Raw genomic sequence first — 21,127 nt, 5'->3', positions numbered from 1 at the left:
CTTTGTTCAATGCCTTGAACTTATCGCGTTTTGAATGCTCGGCAGCGCGCGTTTCCGCAGTACTTCCAGCAGCTGCTGCGCATCCGCGAGTAGCAGCTGCTTCCCCGACATCTGCACTGGACCAGGAACTAGGTCAAAGCGGACATCAGCCAGCCCGAGGCCCTGCGCGATCGGACCGCGTTGTAGCGAGAGTTCTTGGATATGCTCCGGCGCAATCACACTCATTCGATGCCCAAAACGCCCAGAATGAGTTACCACCGCTCGCTCCCCCAGCAGGGTTACCGCCTGTTGACCTTGATCAATCGGCGATACCCACCACGCGGATTTCGGACTGCGATACTGCGGCTGCGTCGCCCGCTCCGGCTGAGCATGCGTGACAACGTCCTGCTCCGTGAGCGGGCTGAGCACGCACAACATCGCCAGGGCTTGCTCCCGAGTTCCCACCGGTAGCAACATCGACGTCCCGGCCTGCTTGTCTCTCATGCCATAGCCAGCGGTGGAAACGATAACGCTCCACCAGTTGAATGGCCGCCACAGCACTGGCTGGGCGATTTTCACCGCATGAATCCGAGCCAGCGGGATGGTTTGTCTGCGCTTATCAGCAAGCCCGTATGTGACATTCAAGGCATCATTGTCCACCTCAGCTGTAAAACGCCAACTCTTGTCCACGATCCCCCACACCCACGGCAGCAGGCCCACGAACACCGGGATCACCGCACCAAAGCCACCCGGCACGACAAACCCGAAAACAGTTGATAGCAGCACCACGACGCTAGCTGGGTGAATTACTGCGGCGAGCAGACTGCGCTGAATAGGGATCTCTGGAATGAGAGCAGCATGTACTGGTTCTGTTAAGGACCGTTCCTCCATGTCCTCTCCACGCGCCCGCGCCAGAACTTCTGCGCAGACGCGCTCAGCCTTGGGTTTCCGCAAATAGAGAATCTCCAGGGTTGACCCCGCACCACCAGCGGTTTCAATCCGCACCTTTGCCACCCGGAAGATGCGCGCGATCACGGGTTCAACCACGTCCACGGATTGGATCCGTTCATAGCGCGCCGAGCGAACGGTGGTTGAGATAACGCCGTGTTTGAGCTCAACCTCGTCATCGCCGAGCCGGAAGCCCATCGCCCGCCACCATATTCCAGAAATCCCCCACACCAGCGCACAAGACAGTAAGAACACCCCGATACCCGCGGCGAACCACCACAATTGCACCTCTTCACCCCGCAGGAAATCCGCAATTTCCTTCAATCCGACGGAATTAATGTTCGCGATGATTACCGCGAACACCGCCAGGATTGTCGTCCAGAACTTCAACAATGGGGTCGCGCGATGCACGCGCTGAAATTCCCTCACAGCCCGTTCATCCTTTCGCGAGCCCGCTCGGCCAAGCGAGTGCGCAGCGCATCGGCGTCAGCTCCCGGCAGGCCCCGCACTTTGGCATCGCTTGTCGACGACGCCGTGTGCAGCTCTACGTGTTTAAGTCCAAACGCGCGCTCAATGGGGCCGGCCTTCACGTCGACGAACTGGATGCGACCATAGGGCACCACTGTGAATACATGCCAAAGCTTGCCTTTGGTGAGGAGCAGTTCTTGCTCCGATTCAAGCCAGCCAAGCTTCTTTACCTGAGCTGGGATCAGCCAGAGCTGCCAGAGGAACAGGAGGAAGAATATTGCCGCTCCGACGTAGAACCAGGCGTCGATAAGCAGTGCCGGAATAAGGAAGCCAAGGATGGCAATCAATGTCCACGGCAAGACCACCAGGTATCGAACTTTGACAAGTTTGGGCGAGACCGGATGGAGCGGAGTTGTCATACCTCCCATCCTAAACCTGGATAACACAACGCCAGCGGCTCCCGACTTTTCGGAGAGACTCGCTGGCGATTGCAGTTGAAGGCGTTAAAGCACTACTTGCGCGAGGAGGGAACCCACCACACAGGAGGTAATCACGGAAATGAAACCCGGGATGATGAAGGAGTGGTTGAGCACGTACTTGCCGATGCGAGTAGTGCCTGTCTTGTCGAAGCCGATGCAGGCCAGGTCCGAAGGGTAGGTCGGCAGAATAAAGTAGCCGTATGCCGCGCCATAGAAGCCGACGATGAGCTCAGGGGCAACACCGAGCTGAAGGCCGATCGGGGCGATAGCAACGAGGGCGGCAGCCTGGGAATTCACCAGCTTGGATACGATCAACAGGACAATTGCATAAGCCCAAGGCGCGGTCTCCACGACACCACCCAGCGAGCCCTTGAGGGCGTCGATATGCGTCTGGAAGAAGGTATCTGCCATCCAGGCCACGCCGAAGACGGAGAACACGGCGGTCATGCCGGCCTTGAACACCGTCGTGTTGGCGATCTTGCCGGACTCCACCTTGCAGAAAATCAGGATGAACGCACCGGCAACGAGCATAACCATCTGGATGACCAGGTTCATGGACAGCGGCTCCATGCCCTTCTTACCCTCGAAGGCAGGGCGAAGCTTTTCAAAGGCACCGAGCACAACCACCACGGCGATGGCGGTGAAGAACGTCCACATCGCACGGAAAGACTCCTTGGGGAAGACCTTTCCGATCAGGGTCTCGGAGGAACCGTAGACCATGTCCTTGAACTCCGGATCCTTCATCCGCTCCTGGAATTCCTCGTCCTTGTCCAGATCCTTACCACGGCGCAGCGACCACAACGCCGCGAGCAACACGCCAGCCAGCGAAGCGGGAATTGCCACCATGAGGATCTGCGGGATCGAATAGGCCTTTTCGATGACACCGGCGTCCTTGGCCAGGATCGAGGCGAGCGACACGGTAGCAACCGACACCGGCGAAGCGGTAATACCCATCTGCGCCGAGGTGGAAGATACTGCCATCGGGCGCTCCGGGCGAATGCCCTTCTTAATCGCGATGTCCTCAATAATCGGGAACATCGTGTACACCACGTGGCCCGTTCCACACAGCACCGTGAGGAACCAGGTAGTCAGCGGCGCCAGGATGGTGATCATCTCCGGCTTCTTACGCAGCAACTTTTCCGCGTATTGCATCATCACGTCTAGGCCACCGGCTTGTTGCAGTGTGGCGGCGCAGCCGATCACCGCGATGATGGTCAGCATGACGTCGACAGGCGGCTTGCCCGGCTCAAGGCCGAACAAGAACACCATGAGAAGCAGGCCAAAGCCTGAGATCAAGCCAAGGCCAATGCCGCCATACCTAGTACCCAGGAGGAGGCAGAACAGGACGACGGCGACTTGCAGGACTATCGCTAGCGTTGTTGATGGGTCGAGAATTGTGGCGAGCACAGATCTCCCCTTTCAAGGTGGGAATCCCTCAGTGAGATTCAGTTTGTTGATTATTTCCAACTTAAAACTGAATCGGTTATGTTGGAAAGTCAACATTCATAGACATATCCCACATCGTTCCAGCTTGACATCACGCTTTAGCGGTGCCTTAACTGCTCACACTCGTCGGATAGGGATTCTCTCCGGGTCATTGCCCCCACGATTCTTCCGTCCGCTAATCTGATTCAGGTCAGCACTTCCAAGCAAAAGAGGCGGCCCATCAGTGTTTACCCTGCTCAAAGCCCTGTGGATCATCGGCATCACTGCTGAAGGAATGACCGGCGCTTTGGCTGCCGGCCGCCGGAAAATGGACCTCTTCGGAGTAGGCGTCATTGCCTCCGTTACCGCAATCGGCGGTGGCTCTATCCGAGACATACTGCTGGGCCACTACCCCCTGTCCTGGGTGGCCGAGCCCCATTGGCTGCTGCTTATTTGGGCAGCCTCTCTACTTACTGTGAGCATGCCGTTTCTGCTCGAGAATTTCCGTGTGATGTTCCTCGTGCTCGATGCCATCGGCCTCTCTGCTTTCGCAGTGATCGGCACCGAAGTAGCGATACGCCAAGGTCACGGCTTCATCATCGCGGTGGTGGCCTCAGTGATCACCGGCGTGTTCGGAGGCGTACTGCGAGACCTACTCAGTAACCAACTTCCGCTGGTATTCCAAAAGGAGCTGTACGCCTCCATTGCAGTGTTAGCCACGTGCGTCTACTTCTTCATGGATTGGCTTGGTACTTCCGAACCAGTCACGGTTATCGTTTCCGTCTGTGTTGCCGTCACACTGCGCTTGCTCGCCATCTGGCGCAGCTGGTCACTGCCCGTTTTCGACTACCAGGAAAGAACCTAGCGCCGGATTTGGCTCACTGCTCGGACGACACTGCCACGCCGAGGCCCCAATCGCGGGAGCGTCACCTCTTGATATCAATCCCGTCATTGAAACTCACACCCCCAAAAAGTACATCCCACATCTTGCATACCGACAAAATCGAACATAGAAATTCCCTGTTGCCAATTAATAACAAAATCATCAGGAGTTTATAACAAATTATTGAACATCATTCAATTAGGTTTGGCTTACCTTAAACTGGCGACCGCAAGTTTTCACCCCAACCTCAAGGAGTTCTTTCGTTTTGATTAAAAAAACCCTCCGCTTTTCTTCAGCAGCACTATGCTGCTTTGCCGCGCTAGTATGCACACCGCTATCTAGCGCTTCCCCTACCGAACTGGAAGCCACCTACGCCACACAACACGATAGCCAGGCTTTGGACCAAGAGATCGATAAGTACACCTACACCGACACCGACGGTGTACCTCATTTTGACACGCAAGCCGCTCAAAATGCTGGAGCTTCTAAAACGGCAATCCGGGCAGGTGAGTACATCAATGGTTTTGCAGATCCAACTGCGACCAGAGGCCTTGATGGTTTCATGAATAAGTGGCGTTACTGTGGCCCAAACAACTCCCAACCAGGAGAGCCTCAGGAAGGAAAGCCAGCCGACGAGGCTTGCCGAACACATGATGTTTGTCTACGGGATCAGTCCGATTTGAACGCAAAGAAAGCTTGCGATCAGGCGCTTATTGATTCCACTCAACATGAACTGGATCATAATGCGGGTTCGTATACCTGGGACGAAATCGCGCATCTTCACGCAATGAAGCACGCCATTTCGTGGGCACGAGACAATTGCCGAGTCCAGAATCCACCAGGAGTTTGCCAAGGTAAGCTCCTCTAGGTTCCTATAGAAAGAGCTATGGAAAAGTTTGACAATATCCTCAGCCGCGTAACTCTCATCGCCGCCTTTCTAGTGGCGGCGCTGGTCTGCGCCGACGAATTCGGAGCCAGTGACGCGTTCCGCGTCGCGGCCGCCATCCCCTTGACCATCGCGGCGATTATTGTGGCCGTCCGCAAGCGCCAGTTCACCATTGCGGCGCTAGCAATCCTCGCCCCGTGGATCGACATCGTACTGATGCTTTTCGCCTTCACGTTGTTCGGATTCAGCTTCGGGATGGGCCCCTAGGGCGCCGCTACCTAAAGTCCCGCGACCCCCTGCTCAGCCACTCCCCGACGGGGAGTGGCTCCAGGCGATCTGCCACCAGCGTCGGCGCGCCCGCCGCATTCTGAATTATGCCCCGAACGAGCAAGGCCTTCGCGGTACGCGCCACTAGGCGCTGCCGAGACCACAAGCCGGGAGAGATCAAGACGTTAATCAGCCCAGTTTCATCCTCCATGCCAAGAAAGGTCACCCCGCTCGCGGTCTGCGGACGCTGTCGATGCGTCACCACGCCTGCCACCCGAATCCTCCTCCCATCTTCCACTTGGAGCAGCTGGTTCGCTGTTGTAACTCCCTGCTGCGCCAGCGCTGACCGCACTATCGACATAGGCTGCGTATCGGGCGTTACTCCGGTGGTTGCGATATCCGCCACCAGCAGCTCAAAGGCATTCATTCCCGGCAGTGCCGGGGCCGAAATCGCCGAGAGCCCGGGCAGCATGCCCTCTTTTTCCGTCGCAGCCACGCCCGCCTCCCATAATGCCTGCCGACGATCCACACCAAAGCAATCCAGGGCACCGGCTTTGGCTAGGGATTCCATGTGAGAAACACTCAAGTGTGCGCGGCGGGAGAGGTCCGCAATCGAGCTCAGGGGAGCCTGGTTCCGGGCGTCGATAATGCGCTGCGCAGCCTCCGCACCCAGCCCGCGCACCAGATTCAAACCAAGCCGGATCGCGCCCTGTGGACAGTCTGCCTCAACCCCAGATTCCGCGACTGAGACCGGCAGGATGCGCACACCATGGCGGCGTGCATCCTGAATCAGAGACTGTGGCGAGTAAAACCCCATTGGTTGGGCACGCAACAGCCCCACACAGAATTCTGCTGGGTAGTAATACTTGAACCAAGCCGAAAAGAATACGAGGCTGGCAAAGGATTGGGAGTGCGATTCTGGGAAACCGTAGGCGGCGAAGGCCACCATCTTGTTCCACAAGTTGTCTGCTATCTCACCCACGATGCCATTGTTTTCCCGCAGCCCCGTGAAGAATCGCTCCTTGAGGGCCGCCATTTTCGCCGGAGAGCGTTTCGAGCCCATCGCACGGCGCAGGGCATCTGCTTCCGCCCCGGAAAACCCGGCGGCATCCCGCGCCATCTGCATGAGCTGCTCCTGAAAAAGCGGTATCCCCAGCGTTTTGCGCAGGGCGGGCTCCAGGCAGGGATGGTCGAAGCTAACCGGATCCTGACCGTTACGCCTGCGAATGTACGGGTGCACCGAACCGCCCTGGATCGGGCCGGGACGAATCAGGGCAACCTCCACCACGAGATCAAAGAAGTTACGGGGTTTGAGCCGAGGCAGCGTAGACAATTGCGCGCGCGATTCCACCTGGAACACGCCCACAGCATCCGCACGAGAGAGCATCTCATAGATGTTGGTATCGGTGAGGTCCAGCTCCCAAAGTCGCACCTGCTGCCCGCGATGTTCCTGCACCAAATCCATCATGTGATGCAGCGCCTCGAGCATGCCCAACCCCAGCAGATCAAATTTCACCAGCCCCGCGGAAGCGCAGTCATCCTTATCCCACTGCACGACCGAGCGGCCTGCCATGCGTGCCCATTCTACTGGCACGACATCTGCGATTGGTCGATCGCAGATCACCATTCCTCCAGAGTGAATGCCCAAGTGTCGTGGTTGCCCTTTAAAGCGGGCTGCCAACTCGAGTACGCGCTCCGGAGGTTCCGCGCTTCCCCGCGACCAGGCATCACAACTGCCCTGTGGGTATCCGAGGGCCCTGCCCGCATCACGGATCGCCCCCTTCGTGCGGTAGGTGATCACGTTTGCCACCTGAGCAGCGTTATCGCGCCCATACTTGTCATAGACATACTGGATTACTTCCTCGCGCCGACCGGATTCGATATCAATATCGATGTCTGGCGGCCCATCGCGATCCGGGGAAAGAAAGCGCTCAAAGAGCAAACCCGCCTGGATCGGCTCTACTGCGGTAATACCGAGGGCGAAGCACACAGCAGAGTTCGCAGCCGAACCGCGGCCCTGGCACAAGATATTGGCACCTCGGCAAAAATCCACCAGGTCCATAACAATGAGGAAATAGCCGGGGAAGTCCAGCTGCTCGATTACTGACAGCTCATAATCGATCTGCTGCTGGGCCCGATGCCGCACCTCCGCAGAACGCCCTGCATAGCGCTCGACATAGCGCTCCTTGATGATCTGCTGCAGCCAACTCATTTCAGAATGCCCGGGAGGAACATCCCAGTGCGGCAGGTTCGGGGCAATAAGGTCCAGCGTGAAGGCGCATTCAGCAGCGAGCACCACAGTGTGCTCGATCAGATCATGCGCATCCGGTAGCGCTTTCTTCAGCGAATCGGCGCTCCGCAGCCAGGTGCCTCCCATTGGATGCAACTGTGGTTCGGCGCTTCCCAGATCAAGACGCAAGTTCAGGGCGTTCTTGGCTGCAGCTAAACGCGCATCGGGAGCTGTTGCGGCGTTCGGGACACAAGAAACGATTCCCGGTAGTCCCCAGTCCGCTTGCATCTCACGCAGCTCAGCGAGCCGGTCTGCGTCTTCCGGAATCAACTGCACCTGATGCTCCAGCACAATGTTTTCAGCTCCGAATACCGCTAGTAAGCGTTCAATCGCCGGAAACCACCGGTGATCTACCAGAATCACCCAATGTGCAGCATGTACTCCCAGTTCCTCAAGCATCGGATAATGGGTGTCTTCTTTAGTTCCGCCAGCCATTCGTGCCATCGAAATAACCCGGGATAGTCGACGGTAGCCCTCGGGGGTGCGGGCGAGCACTGTGAGCGGGGCGTCGATAAGCGATAGCTCGGCACCAAAAACTGTTTCAATCCCAGCCGTGGCGGCAGCTTCAGCGAACTTCACGGCCCCATAGAAGCCGTCTCGATCCAACACTCCTAACGCGGGCATGCCTAGCTCCGCTGCCTTAGCAACGAGGTCTGTCGGTTCTGAGGCGCCGACCAAAAAGTTGTATGAGCTATGTGCGTGCAACTCGGCGAAGCAATTTCGTACAGGCGTTGCAATATTCTCCGCAGCAGGCGTTTCCAGATGCAGCACAGATACCGGTGTTTCCACCCGACGGCCGCTGAGGATTCTTTCCAACTTAGACCAGCTCAGCGGGCGCCCATTGAAGCCAACCGGACCGCCATTCCATTCCACGGCATCAGAGTAGCTAAATTAGAACACATGTTCCACCCCAAAGCTCAAGCCTGGCATTTTTGTGATTAGGATCACTTTTTAACCATACTCGCTGCTCAAGGCAGGCAATCCACTCAAGGACAGACCAAGCTTTCTAGACCAAGCTGTACATCTAAGGGGCGCATTGCTAGGGTTTTGAACAGCAATATAGAAAGCTCTGTCTAGAAAAGGATCATGTCATGAAATTCCGTCGCACCGCAGCCCTCGGGCTGGCCACCATCCTCGCCGCTACCTCCCTCACCGCCTGTGGCCGGGGAGCTTCCGACGAAAACACTATTAAGATCGGCACCACCGAATCAGATATGGGCTACTGGCAGGTATTCGAAGACGAGGCTGAGAAGGCCGGAATTGAATTAGACACCACCCAGTTCGCCGATTACAGCACTCCAAACCGCGCGCTCTCCGAAGGCGAAATCGATGTGAATCTCTTCCAGCATCTGAAGTTCCTCTCCGAATACAATACCGGCGCGAATGACACCCTAGTGCCGATCGGTTCCACTCAGATCGTGCCACTGGCACTGTACTGGAAGGATCACAGCAGCCTCGACGGTATCGAGGGGCAGGAAGTTGCTCTTCCCAACGATCCCTCCAACCAGGGGCGCGCAATCAACGTCCTGGTACAGGCGGGATTAGTAAAGCTCAAGCAGGAAGGACTGGTCACTCCGACCCCAGCAGATGTTGATGAAGCTGCCTCCAAGGTCAAGATCACCCCGATCGACTCCGCACAGACCCCTGCGGTCTACGGTGAAGGCAAGCCAGCCGTAATCAACAACACCTTCCTAGAGCGCGCAGGCATCGACCCTACCCTCGCAGTGTTCAAGGACGATCCGAACTCGACCGAGGCTGAGCCATACATCAACGCCCTGGTGGTTCGCGCAGAGGATGTAAATAATGAGAAGATCGCTAAGCTCGTCGATGTTTACCACACCCCAGCTGTCCAAGAGGCCCTCGCAAAGGACTCCCAGGGCACTTCGGTAGCGGTCAAGCGCCCCCAGGAAGAGCTCAAGGCTATCCTGGATCGACTGCAGGCTTCCTCCAAATAACTCCCAAGGATCAATACCCAGTGTCTAACGCTACGCGCCCCGGAACTCGCATCCAGTTCCGGGATATCACCAAAGTCTTCCGCACAGATAAGAAGACCCTGCACGCCATCGACGGCGTCACCTTGACCGTCGAGCCTGGCGAGATCATCGGCATCATCGGCTACTCCGGCGCGGGTAAATCCACGCTGGTGCGGCTGATCAACGGTCTCGAAACCGCGACCAGTGGTGAGCTGCTTCTCGACGACCTGAACATCGTCGGCATGCCCGAAAAGAAGCTCCGCGCCACCCGCCGCGATATCGGAATGATCTTCCAGCAGTTCAACCTGTTTTCTTCTCGCACCGCCGCCGGCAACGTGGCCTACCCGCTCGAGCTGGCCGGTATGCCCAAGGCCGAACGGGACAAGCGCGTAGCGGAACTGCTGGACTTTGTCGGACTGGGCGACAAAGCCAAGCACTACCCCGAGCAGCTTTCAGGTGGGCAAAAGCAGCGTGTGGGCATCGCCCGCGCACTGGCAACCCAACCTAAGCTGCTGCTAGCGGACGAAGCTACCTCGGCGCTCGACCCGGAAACCACACACGACGTACTCGAACTACTGCGTCGAGTGAACAAGGAATTCGGTATCACCATCGTGGTGATTACTCACGAAATGGATGTAGTCCGCTCCATCGGAGACAAAGTCGCCGTCATGGAGTCCGGCAAGGTGGTTGAGTACGGCACTGTCCATGAGGTGTTCTCCAATCCGCAGACCCCCGTAGCTCAGCGCTTCGTGGCTACTTCCCTGCGCAATACCCCAGACCTAGTGGAAGCCGACGAGCTCCTCCGGCGCCCGGGGCGAATCTTCACGATCAACCTCACTGAGGAGACTGGCTTTTTCGCCGCGTCGGCGGACGCGACCAAGGCCGGCGTCAACATCAATATCGTGCACGGTGGCATCACCACCCTGCAGCACCATTCCTTCGGAAAGGTCACCGTACAGCTCACCGGACCCGAAGACGCTGTTGAGCGCTTCTACCAGTCCGTATCCGCCAACGCAGAGGTCGAGGAGATCAAGCGATGACCGAAACTATCCTCGCAGCAAACTGGGATCGCCTCGGCGACCAATTCGTAGAATCCATCTGGGACACCCTCTACATGGTGTCGATCACGATGGTCGTCGGCGGCCTTTTGGGACTTGCCTTGGGCATCTTGCTGTACACCACTCGCTCCGGCAGCATCCTGCACAATAAGGGGCTGTACACGGTGCTGAACATTCTGGTGAACTTTGTCCGGCCGATCCCCTTCATCATCCTCATCGCTTTCATCGGCCCAGTGACCAAAGCGATGATCGGTTCGACCATCGGCATCGATGCCGCTGTGTTTGTCATGTCAGTTGCGGCTACCTTCGGCGTGGCCCGAATCGTCGAGCAGAACCTCGTGGCTATCGACCCAGGTGTAATTGAAGCCGCGCGGGCAATGGGCGCGTCCCCTTGGCGCATCATCCGCACTGTGATCATCCCGGAGGCGCTCGGCCCGTTGATCCTCGGCTATACCTTCATCTTCATCGCGGTAGTAGATATGTCCGCGATGGCCGGTTACATCGGTGGCGGCGGCTTGGGCGACTTCGCGATTGTGTACGGCTACCGCTCCTATGACCCAGAGGTCACCTTGGCAGCAACCGCAGTGATCATCGTGATCGTCCAGATCGCCCAGCTCCTCGGCAACTGGTTGTCCAAGAAGATCATGCGTCGCTAGTCTAAGTCCCGCAGTAGGTCACGTACCCCGAAGCGGCCGCTTGGTAGTCCTGCTCAGGCTTGGTGAATGGATCAGAAAGCACTTCCTGCAGCGCCAAATATGGCGCAAGGTCACCGGCTAGGGCAGCGTCTAGCGCGCGCTGCACTACCTCATTACGCGGGATGACCTGCGGGTTTTTCCCAGGCATCGTAGCGTGGGCCAGGGTGTGATCCGGCTGTTCAAGAGCGAGTCGCTCAAACCACTTGTTGATCTCGCTGGGATCCGACGTACCCAGCTTCTCCGCCCACACCTCCAACAATGCGGCGCGGAAGGCTGGCTCAAAGTCGATCTCTTCCTCCAGACACTCCGCCAGGCGCATTAGGTTCCACTGCATCATCGCGGGCTGACGCCCATAGGCATAACGCTTACCGACGTCAATAGAGCTAAAGCACGCCCCCGGGTCGTGTGCATCTAGGAATGCGCAGGGCCCAAAATCGAGGGTTTCCCCAGATATGCTGCAGTTGTCGGTATTCATCACCCCATGGACGAACCCGATGCCCATCCACTGGGCTACCGTCTGCGCTTGCCGGGAGACCACAGCGCTGAGTCCACCTGGGAACCGCTCCCACGCATAGGAACTCAAACGTTCCAACAGTTCCGGGCTGCCATTGCGTCGCACTAACTCAAAGCTGCCTACTCGCACATGTGATTTGGCTACCCGTACGCACACCCCAGCCGGGGTGACTAACTGCCGCTGGATTTTTCTGCCTGTGCTCAGGACGGCAAGGCCACGCGTACTAGCAACGCCCACTGAGTGCAGGTACTCAGAGATGAGGTATTCGCGGAGCATTGCGTCGAGAGGTCCGCGGCCATCCCCGCGGCGGGAGAATTGGGTCCGCCCCGTCCCCTTGGCCTGCACCTCGCGTCCGGAGAATTCCCCGAGGAGGATAGCGCGGCCGTCGCCAAGCAGCGGCGAATACTGCCCAAACTGGTGACCGGCGTAAGCCAGTGCCCACCCGCCGTCGTGTCCGAGTAGGAAGTCAATCCCCTCGTCCGAACGCAGCCAATCGGGGTCCAATCCGAGTTCTACAGCTAGTGGCTCATTCAGCAACAGCAGTTCTGGTGCAGGCGCATCCTCACCTCGTGCTGGGTAAGCGAGCTCCGGGAGTGCGGCTGCGAAGGAAGATTCAGGAACCATGGTGCCCCAGTATAGGGCCAGCGTGAGCCAGCGAACTGATCTACAGTCAAATCATGTACAAGGTGTTCTTGCGATTGTTGCTCGGCGCACTTGCCATGACTGTTGTCGGTCTGCTCATGGCGTTTTTCCTGGTGGATACCACCGGGTTCGCGATAGCAATGCTGATGGTCGTCTTTGGGTTTCCCCTCACCATCATGTTCGGCGTCTTCACTCTGATCGCTTTTCTGCTCCCCCGCAATGTAGCGAAGAATTGGACAGACGGAAAGGTCGGCGTGGGGCGGGTCCGCGATTATCACCACATGTACCGTGTGAACAACCGTCACGTCTATCGGATCAACATGCAGGTCGAAGGCGAGGACGGTGCGATCTTTGCGGGGTCGCTGAAGTCCACCGTCGGCAGTCGACGACTATCAAAATTGACGCCCAACACCATGATTCCGGTGATTTACCAGGCATCCAAACCAGAAAAGCTGTATGTTCCACACGGCCCGCTCCAGCACCGCGCCCAGCTGTTTTATGACTATGCCTGCCAACGTGAAGGCATCCTCGATCAGCAGACACTCAACGCGCAATATTGGGGCAACGAAGCTCGGGCCATCATCGCGGATATGCAGCAAACAGGCCGCAAGCATGAGGATGCCCTGGAATGGAACTTGAGCCTCAACGTGACCACCCCAACAGGTCAGCAGTTTCCGGCCAGCGCACGCCTGTACCTTACTGAGGAGAAGTACTTACAGCTACGCAATGCCAGCTATGTAGAGGTCAAGTATCTCCCGGCCGACCCATCGGTGGTCGCGGTGCGCATCCCTAAGGAAGTGCGACGATGATCCGTCTCCTCATCACTAGGACGCTGCAGCTATTCATCATCGTCATCATGTTCCTTGTGCTGAAGTCGCACTGGGAAGATCGCGCAATTCAATCCACCGAGGATCTCATCATCGGCGGTGTCGTCTTCTTAGTAATCGGATGTGCAGCCCTTGCCTTCGTTTCCAAAAAGATGGCGCCCAAGGATGTAGCGGCACGCTGGCGTGAGGGGCGCGTTGGCGTGGGCACTGTGCAGTCCTTTTCCCGCAGTGGCCTGCGCAAAGGAGTGCGCGCTTATCAGATTAAAATGGATGTGGAGAGCGAAGACGGCGCTCGGTTCCAGGGAAGCATGGTTGCGGCCGTCGGCAGGCGTCGCCTGGGCTCAGTGGTTCCCGGCGCTCAGTTTCCGGTGATCTTCCAACCTAAAAAGCCAGCAGCGCTCTATGTCCCGCATGGTCCGTTCCGTGAGCGAGCACAGCTGTTCTTTGACTTTGTCTGCCTGCGTGATGGATTCCTGGATCAAGCAACCTTCGATGCGATGTACCACGGTGCACCGGCACGAGCGACCATCATCCAGCATTCGGTCACTGGCCGAACCATTCCCGGCAAGCACGAAGTTCAGCTGAAGCTCACGGTGTTTACTCCACACGGGGAGAGCTTTCCCAGCACTGCAACCTTGTTTGTAGATAGCTATGAAAAGGCTTCCCTTGTGCAAGCCAACTATGTGGAAGCACGTTATCTCCCACACTGGCGCGAGAAGGTTGCGGTACAGATTCCGCGGCTTCCGCAGGAGCTGCGCTGACCCAGGCTACTGGACTAGGGTACTGGGGTAGGAAGAGATTAAGGACGCGAGAAAAGTGACTGACTTTCAAACGTGGCTCAGACAAAACCAGCTAGATCAAGCGCTCGCCAATGGCACCTTGTTCCAGCAGACCGGCAGCTTTAACGACGGCTGGACGGACATCGTCGGAAACGAACTGCGGATGCGCGGTTGGAGTGGCTCTTCTACAGGCGGCAGCAGCTCGAACAACAACAATAACAATAATAACAACAATAATAACAATGGCTGACCTGCAATTATTCCATCAAGCCATCAAGCTGACCTTCGTCCCAAACCAGTACTGCAACCTGGGATGCTCCTATTGCTATCTTGGGGATCTCACCGAAAACCGCGACACCTACGATGATGTGGTTTCCCAGTTCCACTTGATTGCTGGCCACCTTGAACACCAGGGCATCCTCATTGATGCGCTTCTCCTCCACGGCGCCGAGATCTCATTACTCCCCCAGCCAGTACTCCGCGAGCTCTTCCAGGCCTACTTCGACTACCGCGAGCGCTACCGCAGCGAGCTGAAGGCGCTGGGTAGCCGCACGCTCAGCCCAATCCACATCAAGACAAACCTGTACAACTTTCATGTGCTCCGGCCACTGTACGAGGAGTTCCGTGTCTCCATCTCTGGAAGCTTTGACCTCCCCTTCTCGCTGCATCATGAGCTACGCACCACTAAGCAAGGCAAGTCCACGCTCCAACGCACTCGAGACAATGTGCTGCTTCTGAAGGACTACCCTTACGCCAAGGGGATCAGCTGCGTCGTCGGAAAGGAGCATCTCCGACGGATCGCCGAGTTCATCGCAGACATTGAGTGGCTGGATGAACATGGTTTCGACATGTGCACCGACTTCTACATCATGTTCGCTTATGACAGCGCCAACTCCAGCTACGTCTCCCAGCTCGACCAGGAAGAAATGGTCGCTTTCCTGCGCGCGCTGCAAGAGCACTTCCACGGCACCAAGTTCGAGCGCGCCATCTACTACGAATGGTTCAAAGAATTTACCCACGGCTACTGCACGAACCAGATCAACTGCGGTGAAAACAACTTCCTGGTCCAGAAAGACGGCGATGTCTACCCGTGCCATCGTGGCCAGGCAGAACCCGCACTCAAGTTCGGCAACATGGTCCAGTTGGGTATGCCGGAGCTTATCGACGCCGGTTCCCGCACCATCGCACAATACGAAGCCAACAACGAACCCCTCTCCCAAGAATGCCGCGCCTGCCCCTGGTTCTATCTCTGCTTCGCCGGCTGCCCCATCGAACGCAACAACACCCGCGGCTCGCGCGCCTATACCTGCTCGCTACAGAAGGAGCTCTATAAGGCGCAGCCGAAACGCTTCCCGCCCAAGCCAGCGGAGAGTCGCCGCCTCGTCGATGCCTTCATCCGGCAAAATCAGCCACACATTTACGACGACCTCACCGTGCCGCGTCTGATGAACTTCAACCCCGAGCTGCTTGACCCGGTTAATGCACTGCCAAACCTTATTTCCCGCGATCCAACACTGCAGGAAATGTACCGCCTTGGCGCCATCAAACTAGTGGTCAATGGCCAGGCAACTGATTTGTTCTCCAGCCACCTCTACGGGCGGATGACTCAGGTGACGCTGCGGCCAGATGATGCGGTTTTCATCGCCGTCGATAAGGCGTATTGGCAGGTGAACGGTGGCGGTGACGCATCGAACGCAGTCAAGGTGCAGCTACTCTCCGATGCGCCAGTGGTGTACGGCGATGAGCAGCGCACCAAGATGAGCCACGTGGCCACACTGGATGCCTACCCGGCGCAGCTGCAAGAGCTAGCCGACGCCTGGCTACTTGACCTCACACCGTTCTTAGTTCTCCACGCCCCGGGCTTCCTGCCTGACTTTGGCAACCTGATCTCGGTGACCACGCTGCGCGCTAGGGAATATCACTACTCCAAGCACGCGAAGAATGCGTTTTACCACATGGAGACCATTAACCTGCCATTCCCAGAATTCCGATTCTCCTGGAAAGCATAATCAGAAATCTTCCCCGCCAAACAGCGCAATACCACCGCATACATGGGCCGTTAGCGCAGGTTGACGGGGAAAATTTCGTCCGATATTTTGTGGCACAAAGTTAACCTGCACGCTACGTCTGGGCGCTAAGGTCAAGCTATGCGGAAACTTCTTAAAGTCCTCGGTGCTTTGGTCCTCGTTGTGGTCTTGGTGGTTGCCACCATCGCCGGCATCAACGCCTATAACACCAAGCGCTACGCGGTCCCGGGCAGCACCGACCTGCAAGATAAGTCCACCTACGAAATCAATGCCCAGGTCAAGAGCATCGAGGGCGACTACCTCAACGGTTTCCACTTCACCCCGAGTGAACGCAAGCACCGCGGCACCGTCGTGGTGTTCGGCGGCTCGGAGGGGTCTCCAAGCTATCAGCAGGCAAAGGCCATCTCTGAGCAGGGCTACGAGGTGCTGTCCTTGTTCTTCTTCGGCCAACCAAACCAGCAAGAGTCACTCGCGGAGGTGCCGTTGGAATTCTTCGACGAAGTGACCAAGTATCTCGATTCCGGGGTTCCTGACCCGCAGCCAGTAACAGTAATCGGTTCTTCTAAAGGTGCGGAGCTCACCGCAAATCTGGCCGCCCGCGGCGCACGGATGGACAATATCGTGCTGTACACCCCATCCGAATACACCTATCAAGGACTTAGCTTCGGCCGCGAGGAACATTCTTCTTTCACCAAAGATGGCCAGCCCGTGCCCTACCTCTCTTTCCGAGACGCAGAGCCAAAGGCCAGCTCAAAGATGTTCTTTGACATGATGCTCGGCCTTCCCACTGCGTACCGAGCCACCTACGAGTCAATGCCGGAGCGCGCCGCCAATGCCGAAGATGCCCGGATCCCGATCGCGAATTTCCAGGGCAAGGGTCTCCTCTTCGCCGGCGAGCAAGATGCGATGTGGCAGGGAGACGTTGCCGCCCGCGGACTCGCGGAACGCAACCCGAATCTGGAAGCACACGTCTACCCGAACGCCGGCCACATATTTTCCGAGGACATCACCACCTTCGGCCGCTCCTGGGAGAAAATGCTCGGCGGCACCGTGGAGGGCAATCGTACGGCCAAGCAGGAATCGGACAAGGTACTGCTAGCAAAGCTCGCGGAATGGCACGGCTAACGCGTCGCTTGTTCCAGCAGGTACGCCACGTGTTCGTAGCCGAGCCCAGTCTTCTGTTCCAGCCCCATTTCGCAGGTACGGTTCGCGGACACGAAAGAATCGATATGTCCGTCCTGCTCTGCTAGCGCTAGCCCAGCACGCTCATCTGCGGTAGCCGATTCGAGCAGTTCTGGGTGCAGCAAACCACGGTCTCCTGCGGTACCGCAACAAGTAGCACCGAGTGGGATGAACGCATCGCTGGCGGCAAAGGAAGCAACTGCCATCAGTGGCGTGACCAGGTCTAGGTGTTGTATGGAACAGTTCGGGTGTACGGCTACGCGCCCGGCAGGATTGCTCACTGTCAACTCAGGTAGCAGCGCGGCTGCCCAGGCGACGGCATCCAAAATCTGGATCTGCTGCCAGCGGGCGAGCTGTTCTTCCGACAGTTCAGCTGGGACATCATGCACCATTCCGTGTGTACAGGATGATGCATCCACAATGATGGGCAGCGTGCCGGATTCTGACCATGTCCACAGGTCTTCTAGCAGCTGTACCGCCATATAGTGCTTGGCATCGCGGAAGCCTTTGGAGCTAAACGGTGTACCGCAGCATGTGCCGGCAACATTGTCCGGGATGTGCAGCGGCTTGCCTGCCCGCGCCGAAAGCGCGACCAGCGTCTCCGGCAGTGAAGGCCCGGATCCGCTACGACCAAACATGCGGTTAATGCACGCCGGGAAGTAGATCGCAGCCGCTCCACTGCGGGTAGTGCTCGGCAGTGCGGCAGAGGCCGGAGGCAGGCCGTCCTTGGCAGAGGGTACGAGGTCTTCTGAGACTACGCTGCGCACTATCCCGGTGAGGGCTCCCAGCACGTTTGCTCCAAGCTCCGGACCCAGTACTTTCTGCACTGCTCCGGCGGCGCTCAAACCGCCACGGGCAGCTTTTTCTACCGCTGCCCAGTTCTTGGCCAATCCGAGTGCGACTTTGTTCGCTTGGGCAGTTTGCTGCGTCGCCCGGAATGTTTTCATCAGCGCCCCAGTGTCAATGGAGATCGGGCAGGAGATGGCGCAGGTGCCGTCCGCTGCACACATATCGATGGCGTCGTAGCCATAGTCGTCGAAAAGCGCGGCAAGCAGGGCGGAACCTGCGGGCTGGCGAGCCATTTCGCGGCGCAGCACGATGCGCTGGCGCGGGGTGACGGTGGCGTTACGCGATGGGCACACGGGTTCACAGAAACCACATTCCACGCAGTGCGTCGCCTCGGCTTCAATGCGCGGGTAGGACTTGAAGTTTTTGAGGTGAATGTCCTGGTCGCGCGTGAGCTTGACGTTGGGAGCGAGGAGCCCGTCTGGGTCCAGGAGCTTCTTGACCTGCCACATCATTTCAAAGGCGGTGCTGCCCCATTCGCGTTCCACATGGGCGGCCATCGCGAAGCCGGTACCGTGTTCGGCCTTGAGGGAACCGTCGTAGCTGTCAAGGACCAATTCGGCCAGCTCGTCGATGAAGATTTCATAGGCCTGCACTTCAGTAGGGTTGTCAAAGGCTGGCGTCATGAAGAAGTGCAGGTTACCGAATGCCGCATGCCCCATCACCATCTCCGGGTAACCGTGTTTGCGCAGCAATGCCATGAGATCCTTGGCGGCCTCGCCGACCTGGGCGGGCGGGAAGCACACGTCCTCGGTGATGAGTGCGGTTCCTTCTTTGCGCTGCTTGCCGAAGAGGGCATACAAGCCGCCACGGATTTGCCAGGCCAGATCGATGTCCCGTTGATCCCGCATGAAGTCCAGCGGAGCGGTCAGAGGCGCACCTGCGAGCACAGCCTCGGCGGCGGCGATCTTGGCCTGCAAGTCCGCCTCATCTAGGCCGGCGATTTCCAGCAACAGCGCAGAAGCATCGTCATCGAGTTCTGACCATTCGGCCGCCGCGCCCTTGAAGTTACCGACGGATTCCCGCAGTACCGGGCTGACTAGGATTTCACAGGCGGCAGCACCGGCCGCCATGAGCTTAGGTACGTACTCCGCGGCGGAAGCCAGTGTTGGCAGCATCACCCAGGTCACTGCCTTTTCTGTTGGCAATGGCAAGGTGCGCAGGTCCGCATCCGCGATGAATCCGAGCGTGCCTTCCGATCCGACCATGAGACGACGCAGGATACCGACCGGGGTATCGGCATCAAGGAAAGCATCAAGGCGAATGCCGTTGGTATTGCGGATTGAAAACTTGCGACGCAGCCGCGCCACGAGGGCTTCATCGGCAAGCAACCGCGCACGAATATCCAGCAGACCGCGCACCAACTCCGGTTCCGCAGCGGCCAGGCGCTCCTCGGCATCTGCCGCACGCGTATCGACGACCGTTCCCGACGGCAACACGATCGTGGCATCTTCGATCGAATGATAAGAATCCTCCGCGACAGTGCATCGCATTCCGCCCGAGTTATTGGCCAGGATGCCGCCGATGGTTGCCACCACCGCAGATGCTGGATCTGGAGCAAAGCGGCGCCCTGTGCGCGCGAGCACAGCATTGAGCGCGGACAGGGTTTCGCCGGGACGAACGTGCACGGTTTCGCCTCGAACTTCAATGCCCCGGAAATTGCTCCGGACGTCCACGAGGATGTCGTCGCACTGCGCCTGACCGTTCAGGGAGGACCCACCGGAGCGAAAAGTTAGGTGGCGGCCGTTCTCACGGCAGTACGCGAGCAGCCGCTGCATGTCCGCGATGTCCCGTGGCGAGACCACAACCTGCGGGAAGAGGCGATAGTGGCCGGCATCCGAGGCGTAGCGCACCAGGTCAAGGGCCCGGGAATGGACCTGTTCCTGCCCTAGCAGCGCCACCAGATCTTGCTTTAGCTTTTCCGGGGTACCCGCTGCCAGTTCCTCGGGAAAATGATCCGGAAAACCCTCCGCACTCCCCGCAGGCTTAGCGATTTTAGAGGTATCAAGTGTGAGGAGTTTAGCCATAAGCCGAGTATAAAACGTGTGCTAGTGCAATCGTGGCACTATTGCTCGTATTTTCCAGGCTTTACCTGCTTTCGGGGCATCCCCACACGAGGAGATCACGCCCTCGACTGGACGCTGCTCTAGCACGACCTCCCATTGCCGGCCATCATTGTGGCTGACCACGTCACCACTGACCACAAGTGCACCGAGTCGCACAACTTCGCCGTGTTCCACCAAGCGGGTAGCTACCGCCAGTTCGGCGGCTTGTTCCGCAGCCGGATAGCAGCTCCGCCCGCGATTGCCGGCGAGGAACAGCTCGCCGCGTTGAAAGTGGCGCACCATGTCTGCGGCCGCGTTTTCCCCTAGGTGCCCGAAGGAGTAACCCCAGGGCAGCACGATAATCGAGGGGGCAAAGCGGTGTCCTTTGGTATGCGAGGATTCCCAGACAACATCACCGCCGAATTCGCTTTCAAGTGCAGCTGCCAGCGGGCGCCCTTTGACAGCGCAGCACATATCTCTTTTGCCATGCGTACACACCAGCACCACTGGATGGGGCACGCGTTCGCCCCCGGAAGTCCCCGGCGCGCTGATATCTAGGTTAAGTAGTTCCGCCACACTATTGACGTGCAGTTTTTCTACTATCCCGTGCTCCACAAACGCGATAAAAACGGTGTGCCCTGCACGCTGCTGCCCCTCTCGTCCGGGTTTACGGATCAGCTGCAGGCTAGCGCCGAACTGCTTGAGGTATGCAGCGAGGCGCGCCGTCGTCTCGGAGTCGAAGGCATCGCCGTCCATGATGTCCCGACCCCAGCCGTGCAGGTGCTCAAAGGCTACAAAGATGGTTCCGGTCTTTGCTGTACCGGGTAGCGGCTCGACGCGATTGTCGGAGCACAGTACGGGGGCCAGTTCGGTGGTCATACTCCCACACTAGCGATGTGAAACAAGGTTAGCCT

The 21,127-nt window shown here is 58.0% G+C and carries 18 protein-coding genes; 11 read left to right on the top strand and 7 right to left on the bottom strand.

Annotated features, from left to right (window positions below):
- Nucleotides 1-6: 6 nt before the first annotated feature.
- The 3 genes from WG936_RS06615 to WG936_RS06605 form a co-directional block, all read right to left on the bottom strand.
- On the bottom strand, nt 7-1,356 hold the full coding sequence (locus WG936_RS06615) for a PH domain-containing protein (protein WP_339572441.1): 1,350 nt from the start codon (nt 1,354-1,356) through the stop codon (nt 7-9).
- The gene (locus tag WG936_RS06610) at nt 1,353-1,814 is read right to left on the bottom strand and encodes a PH domain-containing protein (RefSeq protein ID WP_339572440.1); all 462 of its coding nucleotides are present in this window, start codon (nt 1,812-1,814) and stop codon (nt 1,353-1,355) included. Before WG936_RS06610 ends, WG936_RS06615 begins: the two co-directional genes overlap by 4 nt.
- 84 nt (nt 1,815-1,898) lie before the next feature.
- On the bottom strand, nt 1,899-3,281 hold the full coding sequence (locus WG936_RS06605) for an anaerobic C4-dicarboxylate transporter (protein ID WP_339572439.1): 1,383 nt from the start codon (nt 3,279-3,281) through the stop codon (nt 1,899-1,901).
- 313 nt (nt 3,282-3,594) lie between these two features.
- On the opposite strand from WG936_RS06605, the gene WG936_RS06600 reads away from it, so the two are divergent.
- From WG936_RS06600 to WG936_RS06590, 3 genes are all read left to right on the top strand, one after another.
- Nucleotides 3,595-4,164 carry a trimeric intracellular cation channel family protein gene (locus WG936_RS06600; RefSeq protein ID WP_445227942.1) on the top strand — a complete coding sequence of 190 codons (570 nt, stop codon included), beginning with the start codon at nt 3,595-3,597 and terminating at the stop codon, nt 4,162-4,164.
- Between the two features lie 283 nt (nt 4,165-4,447).
- Nucleotides 4,448-5,050, top strand: a complete 603-nt coding sequence (locus WG936_RS06595; RefSeq protein ID WP_339572438.1) for a hypothetical protein — start codon at nt 4,448-4,450, stop codon at nt 5,048-5,050.
- An 18-nt stretch (nt 5,051-5,068) separates the two neighbouring features.
- Nucleotides 5,069-5,335, top strand: coding sequence for a hypothetical protein (locus WG936_RS06590; protein ID WP_339564605.1), 267 nt, complete (start codon nt 5,069-5,071; stop codon nt 5,333-5,335).
- 7 nt (nt 5,336-5,342) lie between these two features.
- Here WG936_RS06590 and WG936_RS06585 read toward each other — a convergent pair whose 3' ends face one another.
- Entirely contained in the window at nt 5,343-8,498 is a 3,156-nt protein-coding gene (locus tag WG936_RS06585) for an error-prone DNA polymerase (protein WP_339572437.1), read from the bottom strand.
- A gap of 218 nt (nt 8,499-8,716) precedes the next feature.
- Here WG936_RS06585 and WG936_RS06580 point away from each other — a divergent pair, with 218 nt between their 5' ends.
- From WG936_RS06580 to WG936_RS06570, 3 genes are read left to right on the top strand one after another with little or no spacing between them, the layout of a single operon-like run.
- Entirely contained in the window at nt 8,717-9,580 is an 864-nt protein-coding gene (locus WG936_RS06580; RefSeq protein WP_339564603.1) for a MetQ/NlpA family ABC transporter substrate-binding protein, read from the top strand.
- Nucleotides 9,577-10,638: a methionine ABC transporter ATP-binding protein gene (locus WG936_RS06575; RefSeq protein ID WP_445227795.1), complete on the top strand. Its 1,062-nt coding sequence runs from the start codon at nt 9,577-9,579 to the stop codon at nt 10,636-10,638. The genes WG936_RS06580 and WG936_RS06575 overlap by 4 nt, the downstream gene beginning before the upstream one ends.
- Nucleotides 10,635-11,312: a methionine ABC transporter permease gene (locus WG936_RS06570; RefSeq protein WP_339572436.1), complete on the top strand. Its 678-nt coding sequence runs from the start codon at nt 10,635-10,637 to the stop codon at nt 11,310-11,312. Before WG936_RS06575 ends, WG936_RS06570 begins: the two co-directional genes overlap by 4 nt.
- Before the next feature lies 1 nt (nt 11,313).
- Here the strand turns inward: WG936_RS06570 and WG936_RS06565 are convergent, their stop codons facing one another.
- Nucleotides 11,314-12,489, bottom strand: a complete 1,176-nt coding sequence (locus WG936_RS06565) for a protein adenylyltransferase SelO family protein (RefSeq protein WP_339564600.1) — start codon at nt 12,487-12,489, stop codon at nt 11,314-11,316.
- A gap of 53 nt (nt 12,490-12,542) precedes the next feature.
- On the opposite strand from WG936_RS06565, the gene WG936_RS06560 reads away from it, so the two are divergent.
- The 5 genes from WG936_RS06560 to WG936_RS06540 all read left to right on the top strand — a co-directional run bounded on the left by WG936_RS06560 (nt 12,543) and on the right by WG936_RS06540 (nt 17,265).
- Nucleotides 12,543-13,316 (top strand): hypothetical protein, encoded by a 774-nt coding sequence (locus tag WG936_RS06560; protein ID WP_339572435.1) that lies wholly within the window; start codon nt 12,543-12,545, stop codon nt 13,314-13,316.
- Complete coding sequence (locus WG936_RS06555; RefSeq protein WP_339564598.1) at nt 13,313-14,095, top strand: hypothetical protein; 783 nt, start codon at nt 13,313-13,315, stop codon at nt 14,093-14,095. The genes WG936_RS06560 and WG936_RS06555 overlap by 4 nt, the downstream gene beginning before the upstream one ends.
- Before the next feature lie 55 nt (nt 14,096-14,150).
- Nucleotides 14,151-14,363, top strand: a complete 213-nt coding sequence (locus WG936_RS06550; protein WP_339564597.1) for a hypothetical protein — start codon at nt 14,151-14,153, stop codon at nt 14,361-14,363.
- Complete coding sequence (locus tag WG936_RS06545; RefSeq protein ID WP_339572434.1) at nt 14,356-16,122, top strand: radical SAM protein; 1,767 nt, start codon at nt 14,356-14,358, stop codon at nt 16,120-16,122. Before WG936_RS06550 ends, WG936_RS06545 begins: the two co-directional genes overlap by 8 nt.
- A gap of 138 nt (nt 16,123-16,260) precedes the next feature.
- Nucleotides 16,261-17,265 carry an alpha/beta hydrolase family protein gene (locus WG936_RS06540; protein WP_339572433.1) on the top strand — a complete coding sequence of 335 codons (1,005 nt, stop codon included), beginning with the start codon at nt 16,261-16,263 and terminating at the stop codon, nt 17,263-17,265.
- Here WG936_RS06540 and WG936_RS06535 read toward each other — a convergent pair.
- The gene (locus tag WG936_RS06535) at nt 17,262-20,195 is read right to left on the bottom strand and encodes an FAD-binding and (Fe-S)-binding domain-containing protein (RefSeq protein WP_339572432.1); all 2,934 of its coding nucleotides are present in this window, start codon (nt 20,193-20,195) and stop codon (nt 17,262-17,264) included. The two genes, WG936_RS06540 and WG936_RS06535, sit on opposite strands and share 4 nt — an antisense overlap.
- 21 nt (nt 20,196-20,216) lie before the next feature.
- Nucleotides 20,217-21,092, bottom strand: a complete 876-nt coding sequence (locus WG936_RS06530; RefSeq protein WP_339572431.1) for a sucrase ferredoxin — start codon at nt 21,090-21,092, stop codon at nt 20,217-20,219.
- Nucleotides 21,093-21,127 lie beyond the last annotated feature (35 nt).

Origin of the sequence: Corynebacterium sp. H127 (genome assembly GCF_037482665.1) — a bacterium.
Lineage (GTDB): Bacteria > Actinomycetota > Actinomycetes > Mycobacteriales > Mycobacteriaceae > Corynebacterium.
The sequence above is the reverse complement of the archived record's forward strand: the minus strand, read 5'-3'. Positions and strand labels throughout refer to the sequence as shown.